The sequence below is a fragment of the Streptomyces sp. NPDC048057 genome (assembly GCF_040653095.1).
GTDB lineage: Bacteria > Actinomycetota > Actinomycetes > Streptomycetales > Streptomycetaceae > Streptomyces.
On the sequence record NZ_JBEZNF010000028.1, the window covers coordinates 70,842 to 90,353 of the forward strand.

Annotated in this window: 13 protein-coding genes and 1 riboswitch; of the genes, 5 read left to right on the forward strand and 8 right to left on the reverse strand. The window is 72.8% G+C overall.

Annotated features, from left to right (window positions below; translation table 11 throughout):
• Positions 1–42 precede the first annotated feature (42 nt).
• A complete protein-coding gene (locus AB0E05_RS28625; protein ID WP_361968638.1) occupies positions 43–3,105 on the reverse strand; it encodes a GNAT family N-acetyltransferase in 3,063 nt (1,020 codons plus the stop codon).
• A 190-nt stretch (positions 3,106–3,295) separates the two neighbouring features.
• Here AB0E05_RS28625 and AB0E05_RS28630 point away from each other — a divergent pair, with 190 nt between their 5' ends.
• Positions 3,296–3,577: an HPr family phosphocarrier protein gene (locus AB0E05_RS28630; RefSeq protein ID WP_361968640.1), complete on the forward strand. Its 282-nt coding sequence runs from the start codon at positions 3,296–3,298 to the stop codon at positions 3,575–3,577.
• A gap of 178 nt (positions 3,578–3,755) precedes the next feature.
• Here the strand turns inward: AB0E05_RS28630 and AB0E05_RS28635 are convergent, their stop codons facing one another.
• The 3 genes from AB0E05_RS28635 to AB0E05_RS28645 all read right to left on the reverse strand — a co-directional run bounded on the left by AB0E05_RS28635 (position 3,756) and on the right by AB0E05_RS28645 (position 7,767).
• Positions 3,756–4,535, reverse strand: a complete 780-nt coding sequence (locus AB0E05_RS28635; protein WP_361968642.1) for a M23 family metallopeptidase — start codon at positions 4,533–4,535, stop codon at positions 3,756–3,758.
• 13 nt (positions 4,536–4,548) lie between these two features.
• Positions 4,549–4,708, reverse strand: a riboswitch (cyclic di-AMP (ydaO/yuaA leader).
• A gap of 318 nt (positions 4,709–5,026) precedes the next feature.
• On the reverse strand, positions 5,027–6,424 hold the full coding sequence (locus AB0E05_RS28640; protein WP_361968644.1) for a pitrilysin family protein: 1,398 nt from the start codon (positions 6,422–6,424) through the stop codon (positions 5,027–5,029).
• The gene (locus AB0E05_RS28645; protein ID WP_361968705.1) at positions 6,421–7,767 is read right to left on the reverse strand and encodes a pitrilysin family protein; all 1,347 of its coding nucleotides are present in this window, start codon (positions 7,765–7,767) and stop codon (positions 6,421–6,423) included. The genes AB0E05_RS28640 and AB0E05_RS28645 overlap by 4 nt, the downstream gene beginning before the upstream one ends.
• A gap of 315 nt (positions 7,768–8,082) precedes the next feature.
• Between AB0E05_RS28645 and AB0E05_RS28650 the strand changes: the two genes are divergently transcribed.
• Positions 8,083–10,533 (forward strand): DNA topoisomerase IV subunit A, encoded by a 2,451-nt coding sequence (locus AB0E05_RS28650; protein WP_361968646.1) that lies wholly within the window; start codon positions 8,083–8,085, stop codon positions 10,531–10,533.
• 9 nt (positions 10,534–10,542) lie between these two features.
• Here the strand turns inward: AB0E05_RS28650 and AB0E05_RS28655 are convergent, their stop codons facing one another.
• Positions 10,543–11,718, reverse strand: a complete 1,176-nt coding sequence (locus AB0E05_RS28655) for a CobW family GTP-binding protein (protein WP_361968648.1) — start codon at positions 11,716–11,718, stop codon at positions 10,543–10,545.
• A 93-nt stretch (positions 11,719–11,811) separates the two neighbouring features.
• Here AB0E05_RS28655 and AB0E05_RS28660 point away from each other — a divergent pair, with 93 nt between their 5' ends.
• Entirely contained in the window at positions 11,812–13,485 is a 1,674-nt protein-coding gene (locus AB0E05_RS28660) for a sensor histidine kinase (RefSeq protein WP_361968650.1), read from the forward strand.
• Positions 13,482–14,177, forward strand: coding sequence for a response regulator (locus AB0E05_RS28665; RefSeq protein WP_361968652.1), 696 nt, complete (start codon positions 13,482–13,484; stop codon positions 14,175–14,177). The genes AB0E05_RS28660 and AB0E05_RS28665 overlap by 4 nt, the downstream gene beginning before the upstream one ends.
• A 168-nt stretch (positions 14,178–14,345) precedes the next feature.
• Here AB0E05_RS28665 and AB0E05_RS28670 read toward each other — a convergent pair whose 3' ends face one another.
• The 3 genes from AB0E05_RS28670 to AB0E05_RS28680 all read right to left on the reverse strand — a co-directional run bounded on the left by AB0E05_RS28670 (position 14,346) and on the right by AB0E05_RS28680 (position 18,644).
• The gene (locus AB0E05_RS28670; RefSeq protein ID WP_361968707.1) at positions 14,346–15,041 is read right to left on the reverse strand and encodes a response regulator transcription factor; all 696 of its coding nucleotides are present in this window, start codon (positions 15,039–15,041) and stop codon (positions 14,346–14,348) included.
• A 143-nt stretch (positions 15,042–15,184) separates the two neighbouring features.
• On the reverse strand, positions 15,185–16,351 hold the full coding sequence (locus tag AB0E05_RS28675) for a histidine kinase (RefSeq protein ID WP_361968654.1): 1,167 nt from the start codon (positions 16,349–16,351) through the stop codon (positions 15,185–15,187).
• Between the two features lie 175 nt (positions 16,352–16,526).
• Positions 16,527–18,644, reverse strand: a complete 2,118-nt coding sequence (locus AB0E05_RS28680) for a DNA topoisomerase IV subunit B (RefSeq protein WP_361968656.1) — start codon at positions 18,642–18,644, stop codon at positions 16,527–16,529.
• Between the two features lie 447 nt (positions 18,645–19,091).
• Here AB0E05_RS28680 and AB0E05_RS28685 point away from each other — a divergent pair, with 447 nt between their 5' ends.
• A complete protein-coding gene (locus AB0E05_RS28685; RefSeq protein ID WP_361545189.1) occupies positions 19,092–19,322 on the forward strand; it encodes a hypothetical protein in 231 nt (76 codons plus the stop codon).
• The last annotated feature ends 190 nt before the right edge of the window (positions 19,323–19,512 follow it).

Genomic DNA, 19,512 nt, shown 5'->3' on the forward strand with positions numbered 1-19,512 from the left:
GGCGTCGAACGCTCAATGCCCCGTCGGGAGCGCGGGGGCCGCTCAGTAGCTGGGGAGCCTGCGAGGCCCGAGGTCGGTGGGGGCGGGGGACGGCGCGAGCCGGACCGTGGCGCCGAGGACGCTCAGTCCCCGCGGAGCCACGACGACGGGTTCGAGCCCGATTGCGACGACTTCCGGGTGGTCGTCGACGATGCGTGATACACGCAGCAGCAGTTCCTCCAGGGCGGCGGTGTCCACGGGCGCGGAGCCGCGCCAGCCGAAGAGGAGGGGGGCGGTGCGGATGCTGCGGATCTGCTCGGCGGCGTCGCGGTCGGTCACCGGCACGAGCCGGTGCGCGGTGTCGCCGAGGAGTTCGGAGGCGACGCCGGCGAGCCCGAAGGAGAGGTACGCGCCGACGGCCGGGTCCACCACGGCCCGCACGACGGTGTCCACCCCGCGCGGTGCCATGGCCTGCACGACGGGTTGCAGTTCGACCGGGTCGCCGAGGAGGTCCGTCAGCTCCCGGTACGCCCGGCGGACCTGCGCCTCGCCGGCGAGCTCCAGGCGTACGCCGCCGAGGTCGGCGCGGTGGCGCAGGTGCGGGGCGGTCGTCTTCAGTGCCACGGGGTAGCCGAGGCGCTCGGCGGCCCGCACCGCCTCGTCCGCGTCGGGCGCGGGCAGCGTCGGCCGCACGTGGATCCCGTACGTGGCGAGCAGCGCCCCGGCGTCCGCGGCCCCCAACGTGATCCCGCGCTCCGGAGAGCCCCCGCCGAGCAGCCCCTCGATCCGCGCGGCGGCCCCGGCCTCGTCCACGTCCTCGTACTCCGGCACCTTCCCGGGCTCGGCGGCCTCCCGCCGCCACTGCGCGTACCTCACCGCCTCCGACAACGCGCGCACGGCGCGCTCGGCGGCGGGATAGGCGGGAATCCAGCCCCGCTCTTCCCCGTCCGCGCCGCTGACCGACGCGTCCGCGCCCGGTGCGGCGCCCGCGGACCGGGCGCTGTCGTGCCCGCGCGGGCCCTCCCCCTGCGCGGCATCCGCAGTCTGACCAGCGCCGGCAGCCGGCGTCCCCACGGCCCGGCCGGTGCCGGCCGGCGTCACGTCCCCCGCGCCGGCGGGGTGCGGGGCCGCGTCCGTGGGAACGCGGGCCGGGTCGTCCTCGGCGCCGGCGTTCGCGGGCGTCGGAGCCGCGGATCGGTGTACGGACGCGGCGTCGGTGCGGGGGACCGTGCGCGTGGCGGCGGTGAGGGCCGCGGCCAGGCCGCCCAGTTCGACGTGGACCACGGCGACCGGCTTCGCCGGCGCCGTTGCCACGGCCTCGCGCAGCGCCGCGGCCAGCACCTCCCCGTCGCCGGACTCCGTCGCGCCGTCGTCCCCGACCCGGGGGATGGCGTTCACCACCACCGCGTCGCAGCCGTCGTCGGCGAGGGCCCGGGACAGCGCCTGGCGGAAGTCCGCTGCGGACGCGGCCGTCGTCAGGTCCAGCGGGGGCAGCGGGCGCAGGCCCTCCGCGAGGCAGGAGTCGTACGTCAGCAGGCCCAGGGACTCGGAGTTGCCGAGGATCGCGACGCGCGGGCCGGCCGGCAGGGGCTGGCCGGCGAGGAGCAGGCCCGCGTCGACGAGTTCGGTGACGGTGTCGACGCGGATGACGCCCGCCTGCCGCAGCAGTGCGTCCACCGCCGCGTCGGGGATGCGGGCGCTGGGCACCGCGTGGCCCGGCGGCTGGCTGCCGCTGTGCCGGGCGCCCTTGACGACGACGACCGGCTTGACGGCCGCGGTGCGGCGGGCGAGCCGGGTGAACTTGCGGGGGTTGCCGATGGACTCCAGGTACAGCAGGGCGACATCGGTGTCCGGGTCCTCGTACCAGTACTGGAGGAAGTCGTTCCCGGAGACGTCGGCGCGGTTGCCGGAGGACACAAACGTCGAGATACCAGCGACACCAGCGACTCCGCTGGCACCGGCACCCCGCCGGTGCAGGCTCGACAGCAGCGCGATGCCGATCGCCCCGGACTGGGTGAACAGGCCGATCCGCCCCGGCGCCGGCGCCGCGGGCGCGAGCGAGGCGTTCAGGCGCACGTCCGCCGCGGTGCTGATGACGCCGAAGGAGTTGGGGCCGATGATCCGCATGCCGTACGAGCGGGCCTGCCGGACCAGGTCGCGCTGGCGGACCCGGCCCTCGGCGCCGCTCTCCGCGTACCCCGCGGTCAGCACGACCAGTCCGCGCACCCCGTGCTCCCCGCAGTCCGCGACGACCTCGGGCACCCGCTCCGCGGGGACGGCCACGACCACGAGGTCGACGGGCTCCCCGGTCCGCTCGACGACCTCGCCGACGGAGCGGTGCGCGGGGACGCCGTCGACCTCCTGCCACTCGGGCGGGAAGGCGCGGTTCACGGCGTACACGCGGCCGGTGTAGCCGCCGCCGACGAGGTCGCGCAGGACGGTGCGGCCCACTCCCCCGGGCGCGCGCCCGACGCCGACGACCGCGACGGCCCGCGGCGCCAGCAGCCGCTGTACGGACCGCGCCTCGGCCCGGTGCTCCCGGGCCCGCTGCACCGCGACGGACTCCGCGGTCGGCTCCAGGTCGAGCGTCAGATGGACGGAGCCGTCCTCGAAGCTGCGCTTCTGGGTGTACCCGGCGTCCCGGAACACCTTGATCATCTTGGTGTTCGCGGGCAGCACGTCCGCCGCGAACCGGCGGATCCCGCGCTCCCGTGCGACCGCCGCGATGTGTTCGAGCATCGTGGAGGCGACGCCGCGGCCGTGGTGGGCGTCCTGGACGAGGAAGGCCACCTCGGCCTCGTCGGCGGGCGCGCTGGCCGGCCGGCCGTGCTCGTCGATCCGGTCGTAGCGGACGGTGGCGACGAACTCCCCGCCCACGGTGACGGCGAGGCCCACCCGGTCCACGTAGTCGTGGTGGGTGAAGCGGTGCACGTCCTTGGGCGACAGACGGGGGTAGGGCGCGAAGAAGCGGTAGTACTTCGACTCGTCCGACACCTGTTCGTAGAAGCTGACCAGCCGGTCGGCGTCATCGACGGTGATGGGGCGGATGCGCGCGGTACCGCCGTCGCGCAGCACCACGTCCGCCTCCCAGTGGTCGGGGTAGGCGTGGTCCCGCTCGGTCTGCATGGCAGAAATCGTACGGCGCCGAGGCCCGGCGGTGGTGCGGTTGGACCGTACTCGGGCACCATCGCCCCGGCGGGACGGGGCCTGCCCGGGGCCGCCGGGCCGGGGGTTTACGGTCGGTAGGAGCACCCGGAGCGTCGTGAGAGACTGACCGGGACTGGTCTAGACAACAGCTGATTCGAAGGGCAACACCATGGCTGAGCGCCGTGTCACCGTCGGTTGGGCCGAGGGCCTGCACGCCCGACCCGCCTCCATCTTCGTCCGCGCTGCCACGGCCTCCGGCGTCCCCGTGACGATCGCCAAGGCCGACGGCACCCCGGTCAACGCCGCCTCCATGCTCGCCGTGCTGGGCCTGGGCGCGCAGGGCGGCGAGGAGATCGTCCTCGCTTCCGACGCCGACGGCGCGGACGCCGCCCTGGACCGGCTGGCCAAGCTGGTCGCCGAAGGGCTGGAGGAACTGCCGGAGACGGTCTGAGCCACCCAACGCTCGGCCTTCACGGGCACGCGGCGCACACCGCGTCAAAGGCGCTGATCCTTCGGATCGGCGCCTTTTGCCGTTCCTCGCGTTGCCGTTCCCCGCGCGAAGACGCGCGGCATGCGGATGGGCCCCGGCGCGGTGCGCCGGGGCCCTTCCGGAACGGGAGTCGCGGGGGTCAGACGTTCACGCCGCGGGCGCGCAGATACGCGACCGGGTTCACGTCCGAGCCGTACTCCGCGCTGGTGCGGACCTCGAAGTGGAGGTGCGCCCCGGTGGAGTTGCCGGTGGAGCCCGCGCGGCCGATCTGCTGGCCGGGCATCACGGCCTGCCCCTCGCCGACGGTGACCGAGGAGAGGTGGGCGTACTGGGTGTACGAGCCGTCCCGCATCTTGATGACGACGTTGTAGCCGTACGAGCCGGCCCAGCCGGCCTCGACGACGGTGCCCGCGCCCACGGAGACCACCTGCGTGCCGGAGGAGGCGTGGAAGTCGACGCCGGTGTGGCTGCCAGAGGACCACAGCGAGCTGTTGGCCTCGTACGAGGTGGTGACCTGCGAGCCGGCGACGGGCAGCTGGTAGGAGTTCATCAGCCGCTGGCGCTCGGCCTCGCGGGCGGCCCGCTCGGCGGCCTTGCGCTCGGCCTCGGCCTTGCGCTTCGCCTCCGCCGCGGCCTCGGCGCGGGCGACGGCCTCGCGCTTCTGGCCCACGGCCTGGTCGGTGACCTGCTCGGCGAGGGTGTCGGTGGCGGCCAGCATCTGGAGCGTGCCGGTGTCCTCGGCGCTCAGGCTTCCGGTGTCGCCGTCGTTCCTCGGCTCGTTCTCCGTCGCGAACGCGGGGGACGCGAGGGTGCCGATCACCCCGGTGGTGGCGAGGGTCGCGGCGCCGGCGAGGCTCGCGCTCCTGCGCGTCACGCGGCTGGGGGCACGGTGCTTCCCGGTGGGGCGGGCGAACGCCATGGAGGGTCCGGTCCTTTCCTTCCTTCTCGCCTACCGGGTTAGCTGACGGGTTCGGAGAGAGGAAGGTCTCCTACGGCTCCTCCGCAGGCCGCGGAGGGGCCGATTCACCCCGGGGGACTGGGTCCCCGGCTCCCCTGGGCTCACGCCCGGCGGGGACTCGGCGATGACTGTCCGTGCCGCGGGTGCGGCGGGCTCCTGGCGAACAGCCGGATCGACGCTAGGCGGGCCCGCTCGCGTTCACCAAACAAACGACGATCTTTGTTGGCTATGCCACAGCACGTGTCGCCCGACTTCCCATCAAAAAGGACATTCGACGGGGAGATGCGCCGCCCGGACGGCGAACGTGCAACGGACGCACGGCCGTCGGGTGACGGTCCGATGGCGTCAGTGTGCCCGAAGTGTGACCACGGGTGCGCTGCCATCACCGAGGCGACCCCATGACGGAGCCCCGGCGTCCACGGACACCGGGGCTCTGTCGTCAGCGGGCTCCGTCAGCCCTTGACCACCGTCACCTCACCGATGCCCAGCGCCCGCACCGGCTCCGCGATCTGCGCCGCGTCGCCGACGAGCACCGTGACCAGTCGGTCGACGGGGAAGGCGCTCACGACCGCCGCGGTCGCCTCCACCGTGCCCGTCTGCGCCAGCCGTGCGTACGACTGCGCCTGGAAGTCGTCCGGAAGGTGCTGCTCGACCTGGTCGGCGAGGGTGCCGGCGACCGACGCCGCCGTCTCGTACCGCAGCGGGGCGACCCCGACCAGGTTCTGCACGGCGACGTCCCGCTCCGCGTCCGTCAGCCCCTCGGCGGCCAGCGTGCGCAGCACCTGCCACAGGTCCGCCAGCGCGGGACCGGTGTTGGGCGTGTCGACCGAGCCGCTGATGCCGAGCAGCGCGGCCCCCGACCCGTCCGGCGCCGAGCACAGCACCTGCGCGAAGGCCCGTACGCCGTAGGTGTAGCCCTTCTCCTCGCGCAGCACGCGGTCCAGGCGGGACGTCAGGGTGCCGCCCAGGCAGTACGTGCCGAGGACCTGGGCGGGCCAGACGCGGTCGTGCCGGTCCGCGCCGATCCGGCCGATCAGGAGCTGCGTCTGCACGGCGCCGGGACGGTCCACGACGACCACGCGTCCGGTGTCGTCGGCGGTGGTCTCGGCCCGGGGGTGCGCCGGGGCGGTGTCGCCCGCCCACGCGCCGAGCGTCTGCGCGAGCAGCTCGTCCAGGTCGACGCCGGTCAGGTCGCCGACGACGACCACGGTGCTGGTGGCCGGCCGTACGTGGGCGTCGAAGAACGCCCGCACGGCGGCCGAGTCGATCCGGGTCACCGTCTCCTCGGTGCCCTGGCGGGGCCGGGACATCCGCAGCGAGGCGGGGAACAGCCGCCGGTACAGCTCCTTGGCAGCGCGCCGCCCCGGGTTGGCCGTCTCGTGCGGGATCTCGTCCAGGCGGTTGCGGACCAGCCGCTTGACCTCGCCGTCGTCGAACGCGGGCTCGCGCAGCGCCTCGGCGAGCAGCCCGAGCGCCTTGGGCAGCCGGGAGACCGGGACCTCCAGGGAGACCCGGACGGCGGGGTGGTCGGCGTGGGCGTCGAGCGTGGCGCCGCAGCGCTCCAGCTCGGCCGCGAACTCCTCGGCCGACCGGGACTTCGTGCCCTCGGACAGGGCGCGGGCCATGATCGTGGCCACCCCGTCGAAGCCCTCGGGCTCGGCGCCCAGCGGGGCGTCGAGGATGACCTCCACCGCCACCACCTGCTGGCCGGGGCGGTGACAGTGCAGCACGGTCAGGCCGTTGTCGAGACGTCCGCGCCCGGGCGCGGGGAACGCCCAGGGGGTGGGCTCCCCGGACGTGGGCATGGGGTGGAAGTCCATCGTCGTCAGCGGCTCGGCGGCGTCGGTCACTGGTCCGCCCCCTCTCCTGCGTCGTTCTGGGCGGCGTCGTCGGCGGCGGGCAGCGGCTCGTACACCAGCACCGCCCTGTTGTCCGGGCGCAAGCGGGCCCGGGCGATGTCGCGGACCTCCTCTGCGGTGACGCTCAGCACCCGGTCCACCGCGGTCAGCGCGAGCTGCGGGTCGCCGAACAGCACGGCGTACCGGCACAGTTCGTCGGCGCGGCCGGAGACCGTGCCGAGCCGGTCCAGCCACTCGCGCTCCAACTGGGCCTGGGCGCGCTCCATCTCCTCGGCCGTGGGGCCCTCCTCGGCGAAGCGGGCCAGCTCCTCGTCGACCGCGGCTTCGATCTGCGGGACCTCGACCCCGCCGGAGGTCTTCACGTCCAGCCAGCCCAGCGAGGGCGCGCCGGCCAGCCGCAGCAGCCCGAAGCCGGCGCCCACGGCCGTCTGGTCGCGTCGCACCAGGCGGTTGTGGAGGCGGGAGGACTCGCCGCCGCCGAGAACGGTCAGGGCGAGGTCGGCGGCGTCGCACTCGCGGGTGCCGTCGTGCGGAAGGCGGTACGCGGCCATCAGCGCGCGCGCCGGCACCTCCTCCTCGACGACCTCGCGCAGCTGCTGCCCCATGACGTCCGGCAGCGAGCCGTCGCGCGGCGGCTGCTTGCCGTCGTGCCCGGGGATGGAGCCGAAGTACTTCTCGATCCAGGCGAGGGTCCGCTCGGGGTCGATGTCGCCGACGACCGACAGCACCGCGTTGTTCGGCGCGTAGTACGTGCGGAAGAAGGCGCGGGCGTCCTCCAGGGTCGCCGCGTCCAGGTCGGCCATGGAGCCGATGGGGGTGTGGTGGTACGGGTGGCCCTCGGGGTAGGTGAGGGCGGTGAGCTTCTCGAACGCGGTGCCGTACGGGACGTTGTCGTACCGCTGGCGGCGCTCGTTCTTCACCACGTCGCGCTGGTTCTCCATCGACTCGTCGTCGAGGGCGGCCAGCAGCGAGCCCATCCGGTCGGCCTCCAGCCAGAGCGCGAGCTCCAGCTGGTGGGTCGGCATCGTCTCGAAGTAGTTGGTGCGCTCGAAGCTGGTGGTGCCGTTCAGGGAGCCTCCTGCGCCCTGCACCAGTTCGAAGTGTCCGTTCCCCTCGACCTGCTTCGAGCCCTGGAACATCAGGTGCTCGAAGAGGTGGGCGAGGCCGGTGCGGCCCTTGACCTCGTGGCGCGAGCCCACGTCGTACCAGAGGCAGACCGCGGCGACCGGGGTCAGGTGGTCCTCGGAGAGCACCACGCGCAGGCCGTTGGCCAGTCGGTGCTCCGTCGCTGTCAGGCCGCCCGAACCGGCCTGAGCTGTGGCCGTGTGACCCATGGGCATGTACGTCCCTTCGATCGCGCTGTTGTCGCTGGTCGTCACCGCAGTGCGTGGCGTTCGACGAAGGCGTCCCGTCCGACGGGCGCTGCTTCGTACCCGGCCTGCCCTGCCACTGTATGCAAGCGCGCTGACACCTGGCGAAAGCTGCGCTTCGCCATGGGCGTAGTCGGCCGGGCGCACGGGGGTCCCGTCCGGTCGTACTCACCGCGTTTCGCGCGGGTGTTCCCGGGTCGCGGTCGGCGTTGTCAGTGCGACGGGCCACAATGGTCGGCGTCACTTGCCCGATCCGGTCGTGAAGGAGCAGCAGCCGCAATGGCCCGCCGCAGCACGAAAACCCCGCCGCCCGACGACTTTGAGGAGCGCATCCTCGACATCGACGTCGTCGACGAGATGCAGGGCTCCTTCCTTGAGTACGCGTACTCGGTGATCTACTCGCGCGCCCTGCCGGACGCGCGCGACGGCATGAAGCCGGTGCAGCGCCGGATCGTGTTCCAGATGAACGAGATGGGGCTGCGCCCGGACCGGGGCTACGTGAAGTGCGCCCGCGTCGTGGGCGACGTGATGGGCAAGCTGCACCCGCACGGCGACCAGTCGATCTACGACGCCCTGGTGCGCATGGCACAGCCGTTCTCCATGCGCCTTCCCCTCGTCGACGGCCACGGGAACTTCGGCTCGCTCGGCAATGACGACCCCCCGGCCGCCATGCGGTACACGGAGTGTCGGATGGCGGACGCGACCTCCCTGATGACGGAGTCCATCGAAGAGGACACGGTCGACTTCGCACCGAACTACGACGGTCAGGAACGCGAGCCCGTCACCCTCCCGGCGGCGTACCCCAATCTGCTGGTCAACGGCGCTTCGGGCATCGCGGTCGGCATGGCGACCAACATGCCGCCGCACAACCTCGGCGAGGTCATCGCCGCGGCCCGTCACCTGATCCGGCACCCGGGCGCCGACCTGGAGACCCTGATGCGGTACGTGCCGGGGCCCGACCTGCCGACGGGCGGCCGGATCGTGGGCCTCGCCGGCATCCGCGACGCGTACGAGTCCGGCCGCGGCACGTTCAAGATCCGCGCCACCGCGACCGTGGAGGACGTCACCCCCCGCCGCAAGGGCCTGGTCGTCACCGAACTGCCCTTCACCGTCGGCCCGGAGAAGGTGATCTCCAAGATCAAGGACCTGGTGGGCGCCAAGAAGCTCCAGGGCATCGCCGACGTCAAGGACCTCACCGACCGCGCCCACGGGCTGCGCCTGGTCATCGAGGTGAAGAACGGCTTCGTGCCCGAGGCCGTGCTGGAGCAGCTCTACAAGCTGACGCCCATGGAGGAGTCCTTCGGCATCAACAACGTCGCGCTGGTCGACGGCCAGCCGCTGACGCTGGGTCTGAAGGAGCTGCTGGAGGTCTATCTGGACCACCGCTTCGAGGTCGTGCGCCGGCGTAGCGAGTTCCGCCGCGGCAAGCGTCGCGACCGGCTGCACCTGGTCGAGGGCCTGCTGGTGGCCCTGGTCGACATCGACGAGGTCATCCGGCTGATCCGCTCCAGCGACAACTCCGCCGAGGCCAAGCAGCGCCTGATGGAGCGCTTCTCCCTCTCCGAGGTGCAGACGCAGTACATCCTCGACACCCCGCTGCGCCGGCTCACCAAGTTCGACCGGATCGAGTTGGAGGGCGAGCGCTCCACGTTGACGGCCGAGATCGAGCGGCTGACCGAGATCCTCGAATCGGACGCCGAGCTGCGCAAGGTGGTCTCGTCCGAGCTGGCGACGGTCGCGAAGAAGTTCGCCACCGAGCGGCGGACCGTGCTCCTGGAGGCCGGGGCGGCACCGGTGGCCGCAGTGTCCCTGGAGGTCGCGGACGACCCCTGCCGGGTGCTGCTGTCGTCGACGGGGCTGCTCGCGCGTACGGCCTCGGGCGAGGCGCTGCCGGAGCCGGCGGACAAGCGCGTCAAGCACGATCTGATCGTGTCGTCCGTGCAGTCGACGGCGCGGGCCGACATCGGCGTGGTGACCTCGGCCGGGCGGCTGCTGCGGCTGGCCGTGATCGACCTGCCGCAGCTGCCGCAGACCGCGTCCGCGCCGAACCTGTCCGGCGGGGCACCGGTCGCCGAGTTCCTGTCGTTGGAGACCGGGGAGTCGGTGGTGTGCCTGACGACCCTGGACGAGGAGTCGCCCGGTCTGGCGCTCGGCACCCTCCAGGGCGTCGTCAAGCGGGTCGTCCCCGACTACCCGTCGAACAAGGACGAGCTGGAGGTCATCGCCCTCAAGGACGGTGACCGCGTCGTCGGCGGCGCGGAGCTGCGCACCGGCGAGGAGGACCTGGTCTTCATCACCTCCGACGCCCAGCTGCTGCGCTTCCAGGCCGGACAGGTGCGCCCGCAGGGCCGGGCCGCGGGCGGCATGGCCGGCATCAAGCTGGCGCAGGGTGCCCGGGTGCTCTCCTTCGGCGCCGTGGACCCGGCGGCGGACGCGGTGGTGTTCACGGCCGCCGGCGCGACCGACGCCCTGGACGACTCCGTCACCACGGCCAAGCTCACCCCCTTCGACCAGTACCCGCGCAAGGGCCGGGCCACGGGCGGGGTGCGCTGCCAGCGCTTCCTCAAGGGCGAGGACGTCCTCCTGCTGGCCTGGGCCGGTGAGGCACCGGCCAGGGCCGCCCAGAAGAACGGCGCTCCGGCGACGCTCCCGGAGCCGGACCCGCGGCGCGACGGCTCGGGCACGCCGCTGACCTCACCGGTGGCCGTGCTGGCGGGCCCGGCGCAGTAGTCGCCCCGGCTACGGCCGTGACCGGCCTTCCGGTGCGTACGGACTCCAGGGTTCCTCGTACGCACCGGAGGGCACGGGCACGGCGTCCGACTCCGGCTCGTCCTCCTCTGCGGGGTTCGGGACGTACCTGAGGACGCCCCACATGCTGCGTTCGTCCGGTGCGTCCTCGGGGCCGGTGGCCCGGGCCCGGTGCAGGTCCCGCAGCAGGGCCGGGCCGTCGACGCCCGAGCCGATCAGCACCAGCTCGGTGCGCCGGGCCGCGTCCCGGGGCCAGGGCTCGGGGAAGAAGCGCAGGAAGCGGCCGACGGAGTGGACCGCGTAGCGGTTGTCGGCGTCCGCCGCGCCGAAGTCGACGAAGCCCTTGATGCGATAGAGCCCTTCTGGGCGGGCGTCGAGGAAGTCCAGCAGCCGACGCGGGTGCATCGGCGTCTCGACGGTGAAGGCGACGCTCTCGTACGCGGCGTGCAGATGCGCGGCGTGGTCGTGGCCGGCACCGCAATCGGCGCCCTCGGCCCCCTCGGCCTCGTGCAGGAGGTCGTCGAAGGCGAGCTGCCCGACGCGCTCCGCGGCGGGGCGGCGGTCGAAGAACAGCTCCGGGTCGACCCGTCCGTACGCCGACTCGACGACGGCCGCGGCCCCGTCGAGCGCGCCGCGCAGCCGGGCCAGCCGCTCCCCGTCCACCCGGTCCGTCTTGTTGAGCACCACCAGGTCAGCGATGGCCAGGTGGCGGTCGATCTCGGGGTGCCGCTCCCGGGTCGCCTCGTACTCCGCGGCGTCGACGACCTCGACGAGCCCTCCGTACACGATTCGCTCGTTCTCGCTGGCGAGCACCATCCGCACCAGCTCCTGCGGCTCCGCAAGCCCGCTGGCCTCGATGACGATCACATCGAGACGGGCGGCCGGCCGGGTGAGCCGGTCGAGGAAGACGTCCAGCTCGGAGGCGTCGACGGCACAGCACAGACAGCCGTTGCCGAGGGAGACCGTGGAGTCGCCGAGCTGCCCGGCCACGGTCATGGCGTCGATCTCGATGGAACCGAAGTCGTTCACGATCGCGCCGATGCGGGTGCCCCGGGAGCTGCGCAGCAGATGGTTCAGCAGGGTCGTCTTGCCCGATCCGAGGAAGCCGGCGAGGACGATGACGGGGATCTGACGGCGCGGGCGGCTCGGCGGGGCGGTGGGGCTCACCGGGGGTTCACCTGGACCTTCTCGTACGGCGGGGCGGGGCAGCATAGGCGGTGCGTTTTCGTAACGCAGCCTGGCACCGTACCGTTCCTTTCCATGAGCACCGATCAGTCCGCCCTGCCCCGCCGCCGCCGCCTCGGCTGGCCGCAGCGGGTGTTTTCGCAGGTCCTGCTCATGCAGCTGGTCATCACGACCGGCGTGACCGTGCTGGCCACCGGCCTGTTCCTGGCGCCGCTCAGCGCCCAGCTCGACGACCAGGCGATGCGCCGGGCGCTGGCCATCGCCCAGACCACGGCCTCCCCCGAGGTCGCGGAGAAGCTGATCGCCAGCAGCCCCACCCCGGACGGGCCGGTCCAGGCCGAGGCCGAGCGGATCCGCAAGGCCACCGGCGCCGAGTACATCGTGATCATGGACCGGGGCGGGGTCCGCTGGTCGCACACCTCCCGCGAGGAGATCGGCCGCGTGGTCTCCACGGACCCCAGCGTCCCGCTGGCGGGCCGGGAGATCATGGAGATCGACAGCGGCACGCTGGGCCGCTCGGCCCGCGGCAAGGTCCCGCTGCGCGACGCCGGCGGCGACATCATCGGCGCGGTGTCGGTCGGCATCGAGTACGACAGCGTCCGCGACCGGCTGTTCTCCGCGATCCCGGGGCTGGTCGCGTACGCGGGCGGGGCGCTCGCCGTCGGCGCGATCGCCGCGTACCTGATCTCCCGCCGGCTCCAGCGGCAGACGCACGACCTGGCGTTCTCCGACATCTCCGCGCTCCTCGCCGAGCGGGAGGCGATGCTGCACGGCATCCGCGAGGGCGTCGTGGCGCTCGACGCGTCGGGCCGGGTGCGGCTGATGAACGACGAGGCGCAGCGGCTGCTCGGGCTCGAATCCGACGGCAAGGGGCTGCCGCTGGAGCAGGTCCTCGGCGAGGGCGGCAGCAGCCGGACCACCGACGTGCTCACGGGCCGGGTCACCGGCGTGGACCTGGTGACCGTGCGCGGCCACCGGGTGCTGATCGCCAACCGCATGCCGACCAACGACGGAGGGGCCGTGGCGACCCTGCGCGACCGCACCGAGTTGGAGCAGCTGGGCCGGGAGCTGGACGCCACCCGCGGCCTGATCGACGCCATGCGGGCGCAGGACCACGAGCACGCCAATCACATGCACACCCTCCTCGGGCTGCTGGAGCTGGAGATGCACGACGAGGCGGTCGAGTTCGTCACCGAGGTCGTCGGGGTGCACCGCGCCACCGCGGAGCAGGTCACCGAGCGCGTCCACGACCCGCTGCTGGCCTCCCTGCTGGTGGGCAAGACCACGGTCGCCGCCGAGCGCGGCGTCTCGCTGAGCATCGCCCCCGAGACGAGGCTGCCCGACCGGGTGGTCGACCCGCGCGAGCTGGTCACCGTCGTCGGCAACCTGGTCGACAACGCCATGGACGCCGCCGCCGGGTCCGAGGACCCGTGGATCGAGGTCGAGCTGTACGCGGAGGGCAGCACGGCGGTGCTCCGGATCACCGACAGCGGGCCGGGGGTGCCGCCCGAGCACCGCGACATGATCTTCACCGAGGGCTGGACCACCAAGGAGTTGCCCGCCCACGGCAAGCGCGGCCTCGGGCTCGCCATGGTGCGCAGGCTCGCCCAGCGGCAGGGCGGCCACGTCGAGGTGCGCGAGGCGCCGACCGGGGGCGCCGAGTTCATCGTCGTCCTGCCGGAGGCCCTGTCGGAGCTGGGCGACTCCGGCGAACCCCAGCAGCACGCCACGGCCGGGGAGGTCCGATGACGCAGACCCACACGATCGACGTGCTCGTGGTCGACGACGACGTCCGGGTGGCGCAGATCAATGCCGCGTACGTCGCCAAGGTGCCCGGATTCCGGGTCGCCGCGACGGCCCACTCGGCCGCCGAGGCCGTCGCCCGGATCACGGACGCGCCGGTGGACCTGGTCCTCATGGACCACTACCTGCCGGACGGCAACGGGCTGGCCGTGGTGCGCGAGCTGCGCAGCCTCGGCCGGCAGACCGACGTGATCATGGTGACGGCCGCGCGGGACGTGGCGACGGTGCAGGCGGCCATGCGCCACGGCGCGCTCCAGTACCTGGTCAAGCCGTTCAACTTCGCCGGGCTGCGCACCAAGCTGGAGGCGTACGCCGGGCTGCGGCGCACCCTCGGCCGGGGCGGCGAGGCGGAGCAGTCGGAGGTGGACCGGATCTTCGGGGCGCTGTCGGCCGGTTCCGTCGCGCCCGACCTGCCCAAGGGCCACTCCCGGACCACGGCCGAGCTGGTGCGCCGGGTGCTCCAGGCGGCCGACGGGCCGCTGTCCGCCCAGGAGATCGCGGAGCGGGCGGGGGTCAGCCGGCAGACGGCGCAGCGCTATCTGAAGCTGCTGGAGCGCGGCAGCCGGGTCCGGCTGAGCTTGAAGTACGGCGAGACGGGCCGCCCGGAACACCGCTACCTGTGGTCGACCGGCACGTAGCGCTCGTCGCTCGTGCCCCGGCGCGGCGTAGCCCGCGCACTCCTGTGCCTCCGGAGGAAGTCGCCGTGGCCCTGCGGGACGAGGCTTTGGGGGCGCAGGGAACTGCGCGACCAGCCCACCACCGGGCCGCAGACGCCGTCACCACGCCCGCCCCGCGGCGCCGCCGCGTCACCGCGGCGGCTGGGCGAGCCCGTTGCGGTAGGCGTACCGCACCGCCTGCGCCCGGTCGTGCAGCCCCGCCTTCGCGAAGAGGTTGTTGATGTGCGTCTTCACGGTCGCGGTGGAGATGTGGAGGTGGCGGGCGATCTCCGGATTGCTCAGCCCGTCCGCGATCAGCGCCAGCACCTCGCCCTCACGGCCGGTGAGCCCGTCGGGCAGCTTCGGAGCCGGTGGTTCCGGGGCGGAGGCCACCCGTTCGAGCAGTTTGCGCTGGACGTCGGCGGAGAGGCCGGCGCGGCCCGCCACCACGTCCTGGATGGCGCGGACGATCTCCTCGCCGTCCGCGTCCTTGGTCAGGTAGCCGCGCGCACCGGCCCGCAGCGCGGGGAAGAGCGAGTCGTCGTCCGCGTAGGTGGTGAGCACGACGACCTGGGTGCCCGGGTACTGCGCGCGGATGCGGCGGGTGGCCTCCACGCCGTCACAGCGCGGCATCCGCAGGTCCATCAGGACGGCGTCCGGGGCCAGTTCGGCGACCAGGGCGACCGCCTCTTCGCCGTCCTTGGCCGAGCCGACGACCTCGATGCCCGGCAACAGCCCCAGGAGCATCACGATGCCCTCGCGCACCACGGCCTGGTCGTCCGCGACGACCACCCGGACCGAAGCGTCCTCCTCCGCGGCCGGAGCCGTACCGCCTTCGCCCTGCACACGCTCGCCCTGCGTCTGCGTCTGCGCTTGCGCCTGCTCGCCGCGTGCCTGCTCAGCATGCACCTGTGAACCGCCCGCCCCACTCGTACCGTTGGTCTCCGCGCGGTCCACGCCGCCCCTGCCTATCGCAGCCGTCCCACCCGTCACAGCGGCACCCACAACCGCACCATGAAGCCCGTCCCCTCCGGCCCTGCGTCCAGGGTTCCGCCGAGCAGCTCCGCCCGCTCGCGCATCCCCAGCAGACCGTACCCGGAGCCCGATGTCCCGAGCGCGCCACAGGGGCCCCGGGCCCCGCTGTCGCATACCTCCAAGGTCACGCCGCCCTCCTCGTACGCCAGCAGGATCCGCACCCGACAGCCCGGGGCGTGCTTGCGCGCGTTCGTCAGCGCCTCCTGCGCCGCCCGCCGCACCGCCTGGGACGTCTGCGGGGCCAGGGGCCGCGACCGCCCCGAGACGACGACCTCGGCGCCGTCCTCCGCGGCGATCTCCCGCAGGTAGTCCTCGGCGGACGCCAACTCGCCCCGGAGCGCGGAGAGGGCCTGCCGGGTCTCCGCGAGCCCCTGGCGCGCCATGCCGCGGGCCGCGGTCACCCGCTCCAGGACCTGGTCGCGAAAGGGCCCCTGCGGGCCGCGCTCGACCTGGATGCGGGCCGCCTCCAGGTGCACGAGCTGTGCGGAGAGGCTGTGGGCGAGCACATCGTGGATCTCCCGGGCGATCCTGGCGCGTTCGGCGAGCGCGGCCGAGGTGGCCTCCGCCTCCCGCGCGGCCCGCTCCTGGGCGAGCAGCCGGAAGGCGGTGCCCCGGGCCTGGGCGTCCAGCCGCAGCGCGTACCCGCCCAGGACGATCCCGGCGACGGTGATGGCCCGCCCGACCCCGGTGGCCTGCGGGAGGATCAGCGCGAAGAAGGCCGCCAGGGTCAGCGCGACCGCCAGCGCGAAGGCCAACGGCAGCCGCTCCAGCGCCAGCGCGGCCCCGGAGATCCACAGCACCGCCGCCGACACCTCGGCGCCCGCTCCGTACGCCCCCCAGCCCAGCAGACCGAGGAAGGCGAGCAGACCGAGCGAGGCCGGCAGGCGGTTGCGCAGGGTCAGTTCGTGGTAGCCGGCGACGACAGCGACGGTCAGCAACAGGACGACGACGGGCAGCGGGAACCGCCAACCGGTGAACCCGCCCGACGCGTACGCGCTGGAGACGGCCCACGTCGCCAGGGAACCCATCAGCACGGCGTCCAGCACGGTCCTCGGCCACGGCACGCCCAGGCGCGTCAGCGCCTCCCGCGCCGGCCAGGCGATCACGCTGCTGCCGGTCACCACGGCACTCCCCTCCTCGCGCTGCGGCGCCGCCCCCGCGGGCCCGCCGCCGTCCCCACCCCCGTGGCCCTTCGATGCTAGGCAGCGCGCGGGCGGGCCGGGAATCGCCCCGGGGGTGGAGTCCAGGACTCCACCCCCGGGTGGGTTCGTGCGCCGGACGGCGCGGCCGTACGGGTCAGGCGTCGATGCGCGAGCGGTCCAGCGTGGCCGCGGAGCTGGTGATGAACTCCTTGCGGGGCGCGACCTCGTTGCCCATCAGCAGGTCGAAGACCTGCTCGGCGGCGTCCAGGTCGCCGATGTTGATCCGGCGCAGCGTGCGGTGGCGCGGGTCCATCGTGGTCTCCGCGAGCTGGTCGGCGTCCATCTCGCCGAGGCCCTTGTAGCGCTGGATGCCCTCCTTGAAGCGGACGCCCTTGCGCTGGAACTCCAGCAGCGTCTGACGCAGTTCGCTGTCGGAGTACGTGTAGACGTACTTGTCCTGGCCCTTCTTGGGCTGGACCAGCTCGATCCGATGCAGCGGCGGCACGGCGGCGAAGACCCGGCCCGCCTCCACCATCGGCCGCATGTAGCGCTGGAAGAGCGTGAGCAGCAGACAGCGGATGTGGGCGCCGTCGACGTCGGCGTCCACCAGCAGGACGATCTTGCCGTAACGAGCGGCGTCGATGTCGAACGTGCGCCCGGAGCCGGCCCCTATGACCTGGATGATCGCGCCGCACTCGGCGTTCTTGAGCATGTCGGAGACCGACGACTTCTGCACGTTGAGGATCTTGCCCCGGATGGGCAGCAGCGCCTGGAACTCGCTGTTGCGGGCCAGCTTGGCGGTGCCCAGCGCGGAGTCGCCCTCGACGATGAAGAGTTCGCTGCGCTCCACGTCGTCGCTGCGGCAGTCGGCGAGCTTGGCGGGCAGCGTGGAGGACTCCAGGGCCGTCTTGCGGCGCTGGGCCTCCTTGTGCTGACGTGCGGCGATCCGGGTACGGGCGGCGGCGACGGCCTTCTCCAGCACCGCGCGCGCCTGCGCCTTGGCGTCCCGCTTGCTGGACGTCAGGAACGCCTTGAGCTCCTTGGCGACCACGTTCGCCACGATCCGGTTCGCCGCGGAGGTCCCGAGGACCTCCTTGGTCTGTCCCTCGAACTGCGGCTCGGCCAGGCGCACCGTGACGACCGCGGTCAGCCCCTCCAGGGCGTCGTCCTTGACGACGTCGTCCTCGGCCACGCGCAGCAGCTTGGCGGTGCGCAGGACCTCGTTGACCGTCTTGGTCACGGCGCGCTCGAAGCCGGTGACGTGGGTGCCGCCCTTGGGGGTGGCGATGATGTTCACGAACGACTTGACGGTGGTGTCGTAGCCGGTGCCCCAGCGCAGGGCCACGTCGACGCCGAGTTCGCGGGTGACCTCGGTGGGGGTCATGTGGCCCTGGTCGTCCAGGACGGGCACGGTCTCCTTGAAGGTTCCCTGGCCGGTCAGCCGCAGGACGTCGCAGACGGCCCGGTCCTGGGCCAGGTACTCGCAGAACTCGCTGATGCCGCCGTCGAAGCGGAAGATCTCCTGGCTCTTGCCCTCGCCCTCCAGGTCCCGCTCGTCGCGGACGACGATGGTCAGGCCGGGCACGAGGAAGGCGGTCTGGCGGGCGCGCTGGTGCAGCGTCTCCAGGGAGAGCTTGGCGTCCTTGAGGAAGATCTGGCGGTCGGCCCAGTAGCGCGTGCGGGTGCCGGTGCGGGTCTTGGGGATCCGCTTGCCCTTGCACATGCCGCTCTGGGGGTCGAAGGGGGACTCGGCGCCCTGCTCCGTGAAGACGCCGGGGACGCCGCGGCGGAAGCTGATGGAGTGCGTGGCGCCGCCCAGGTCGACCTCGACGTCCAGCCGGGCGGACAGGGCGTTCACCACGGAGGCGCCGACGCCGTGGAGGCCGCCGGAGGCCGCGTACGCGCCGCCGCCGAACTTGCCGCCGGCGTGCAGCTTGGTCATCACGACCTCGACGCCGGACAGTCCGGTCTTGGGCTCCACGTCGACCGGGATGCCGCGGCCGTTGTCCTGGACCTCGACCGAGCCGTCCTCGTGGAGGATCACCTCGATGCGGTCGCAGTAGCCGCCGAGCGCCTCGTCGACCGAGTTGTCGATGATCTCCCAGAGGCAGTGCATCAGACCGCGGCTGTCGGTGGAGCCGATGTACATGCCGGGGCGCTTGCGGACCGCTTCGAGGCCCTCAAGGACGAGGAGGTGCCGCGCTGTGTAGTTGGAGCCGTCACGCTCCGCAGTCAGCAAAGCTGTGGACGGCACGGACGTTTCGGCGGTCACGCGGTTCGCTCCTCGCTGAATTTCAAATGTGGCCCAGTGGGGTAGAGCCCCGGCGTCGGTCGCCGGCTCAGAGGGTACCGACCCCTGATAGAGCCGATGTAACGCCACCCTCGTGATTCTTCATCGTAGTCCAGGGTCGCACGGACGTTCGATGCCCCGATGGGGTGACGCGAACATCACGTTCCCTTCCAGGCATGAACCATTTAGGCTCCGGGCACGTCCTCTTGAACAACCGGCAAGCCAGCCGGCGAGGGCCACCCCAGCCAGAGACAAGCCAAGCAACGCGAAACCCGTAAAGCCCTGCAATACGGCTCATTCGCCGCCACCTGGTAGCAGACAGCCACCTCGGAAGGAAGTTTTCGAGGAAAAGCCCCGAGCGGGAACGTTTTCGGGCTGGTTGGATGTTGACCCTGGTACGACAGCTCGTCGAGCTAGAGAAGAGGCGACGTGACTACTGTTCTGACACCCGCGAGCCCGCTGACGGCCGCTGACCGCTGTGACCGCTGCGGCGCCCAGGCATACCTGCGCGTCGTCCTGACCAGCGGCGGTGAACTGCTCTTCTGCGCCCACCACGGACGCAAGTTCGAGCCGGAACTCAAGAAGATCGCCGCGGAAATACAGGATGAGACCGACCGACTCACGGCCGTACCGGCCCGCGTCGGAGATGAGGATCACTGACACCTCGCATCCACGACGAGCCAAGGTCGGTCCCGGACCGACCGACGGGCGGTCACCCTTGATCCTCAAGGGTGACCGCCCGCTCTCGTATCGCGCTGCACGGGCCCTGACGGCCCTCCCGTACGCCCACGGCCGTACGGGCGCGCCCAGGGCTCCCTGGCGCGGCTAGGGCCTCTTGTTTGGATCGTGC

Coding starts and splice junctions, on each gene's coding strand:
- AB0E05_RS28645 (WP_361968705.1), bottom strand. CDS start 7,767: ATGGGTCACACGGCCACAGCTCAGGCCGGTTCGGGCGGCCTGACAGCG.
- AB0E05_RS28630 (WP_361968640.1), top strand. CDS start 3,296: ATGGCTGAGCGCCGTGTCACCGTCGGTTGGGCCGAGGGCCTGCACGCC.
- AB0E05_RS28665 (WP_361968652.1), top strand. CDS start 13,482: ATGACGCAGACCCACACGATCGACGTGCTCGTGGTCGACGACGACGTC.
- AB0E05_RS28635 (WP_361968642.1), bottom strand. CDS start 4,535: ATGGCGTTCGCCCGCCCCACCGGGAAGCACCGTGCCCCCAGCCGCGTG.
- AB0E05_RS28660 (WP_361968650.1), top strand. CDS start 11,812: ATGAGCACCGATCAGTCCGCCCTGCCCCGCCGCCGCCGCCTCGGCTGG.
- AB0E05_RS28650 (WP_361968646.1), top strand. CDS start 8,083: ATGGCCCGCCGCAGCACGAAAACCCCGCCGCCCGACGACTTTGAGGAG.
- AB0E05_RS28625 (WP_361968638.1), bottom strand. CDS start 3,105: ATGCAGACCGAGCGGGACCACGCCTACCCCGACCACTGGGAGGCGGAC.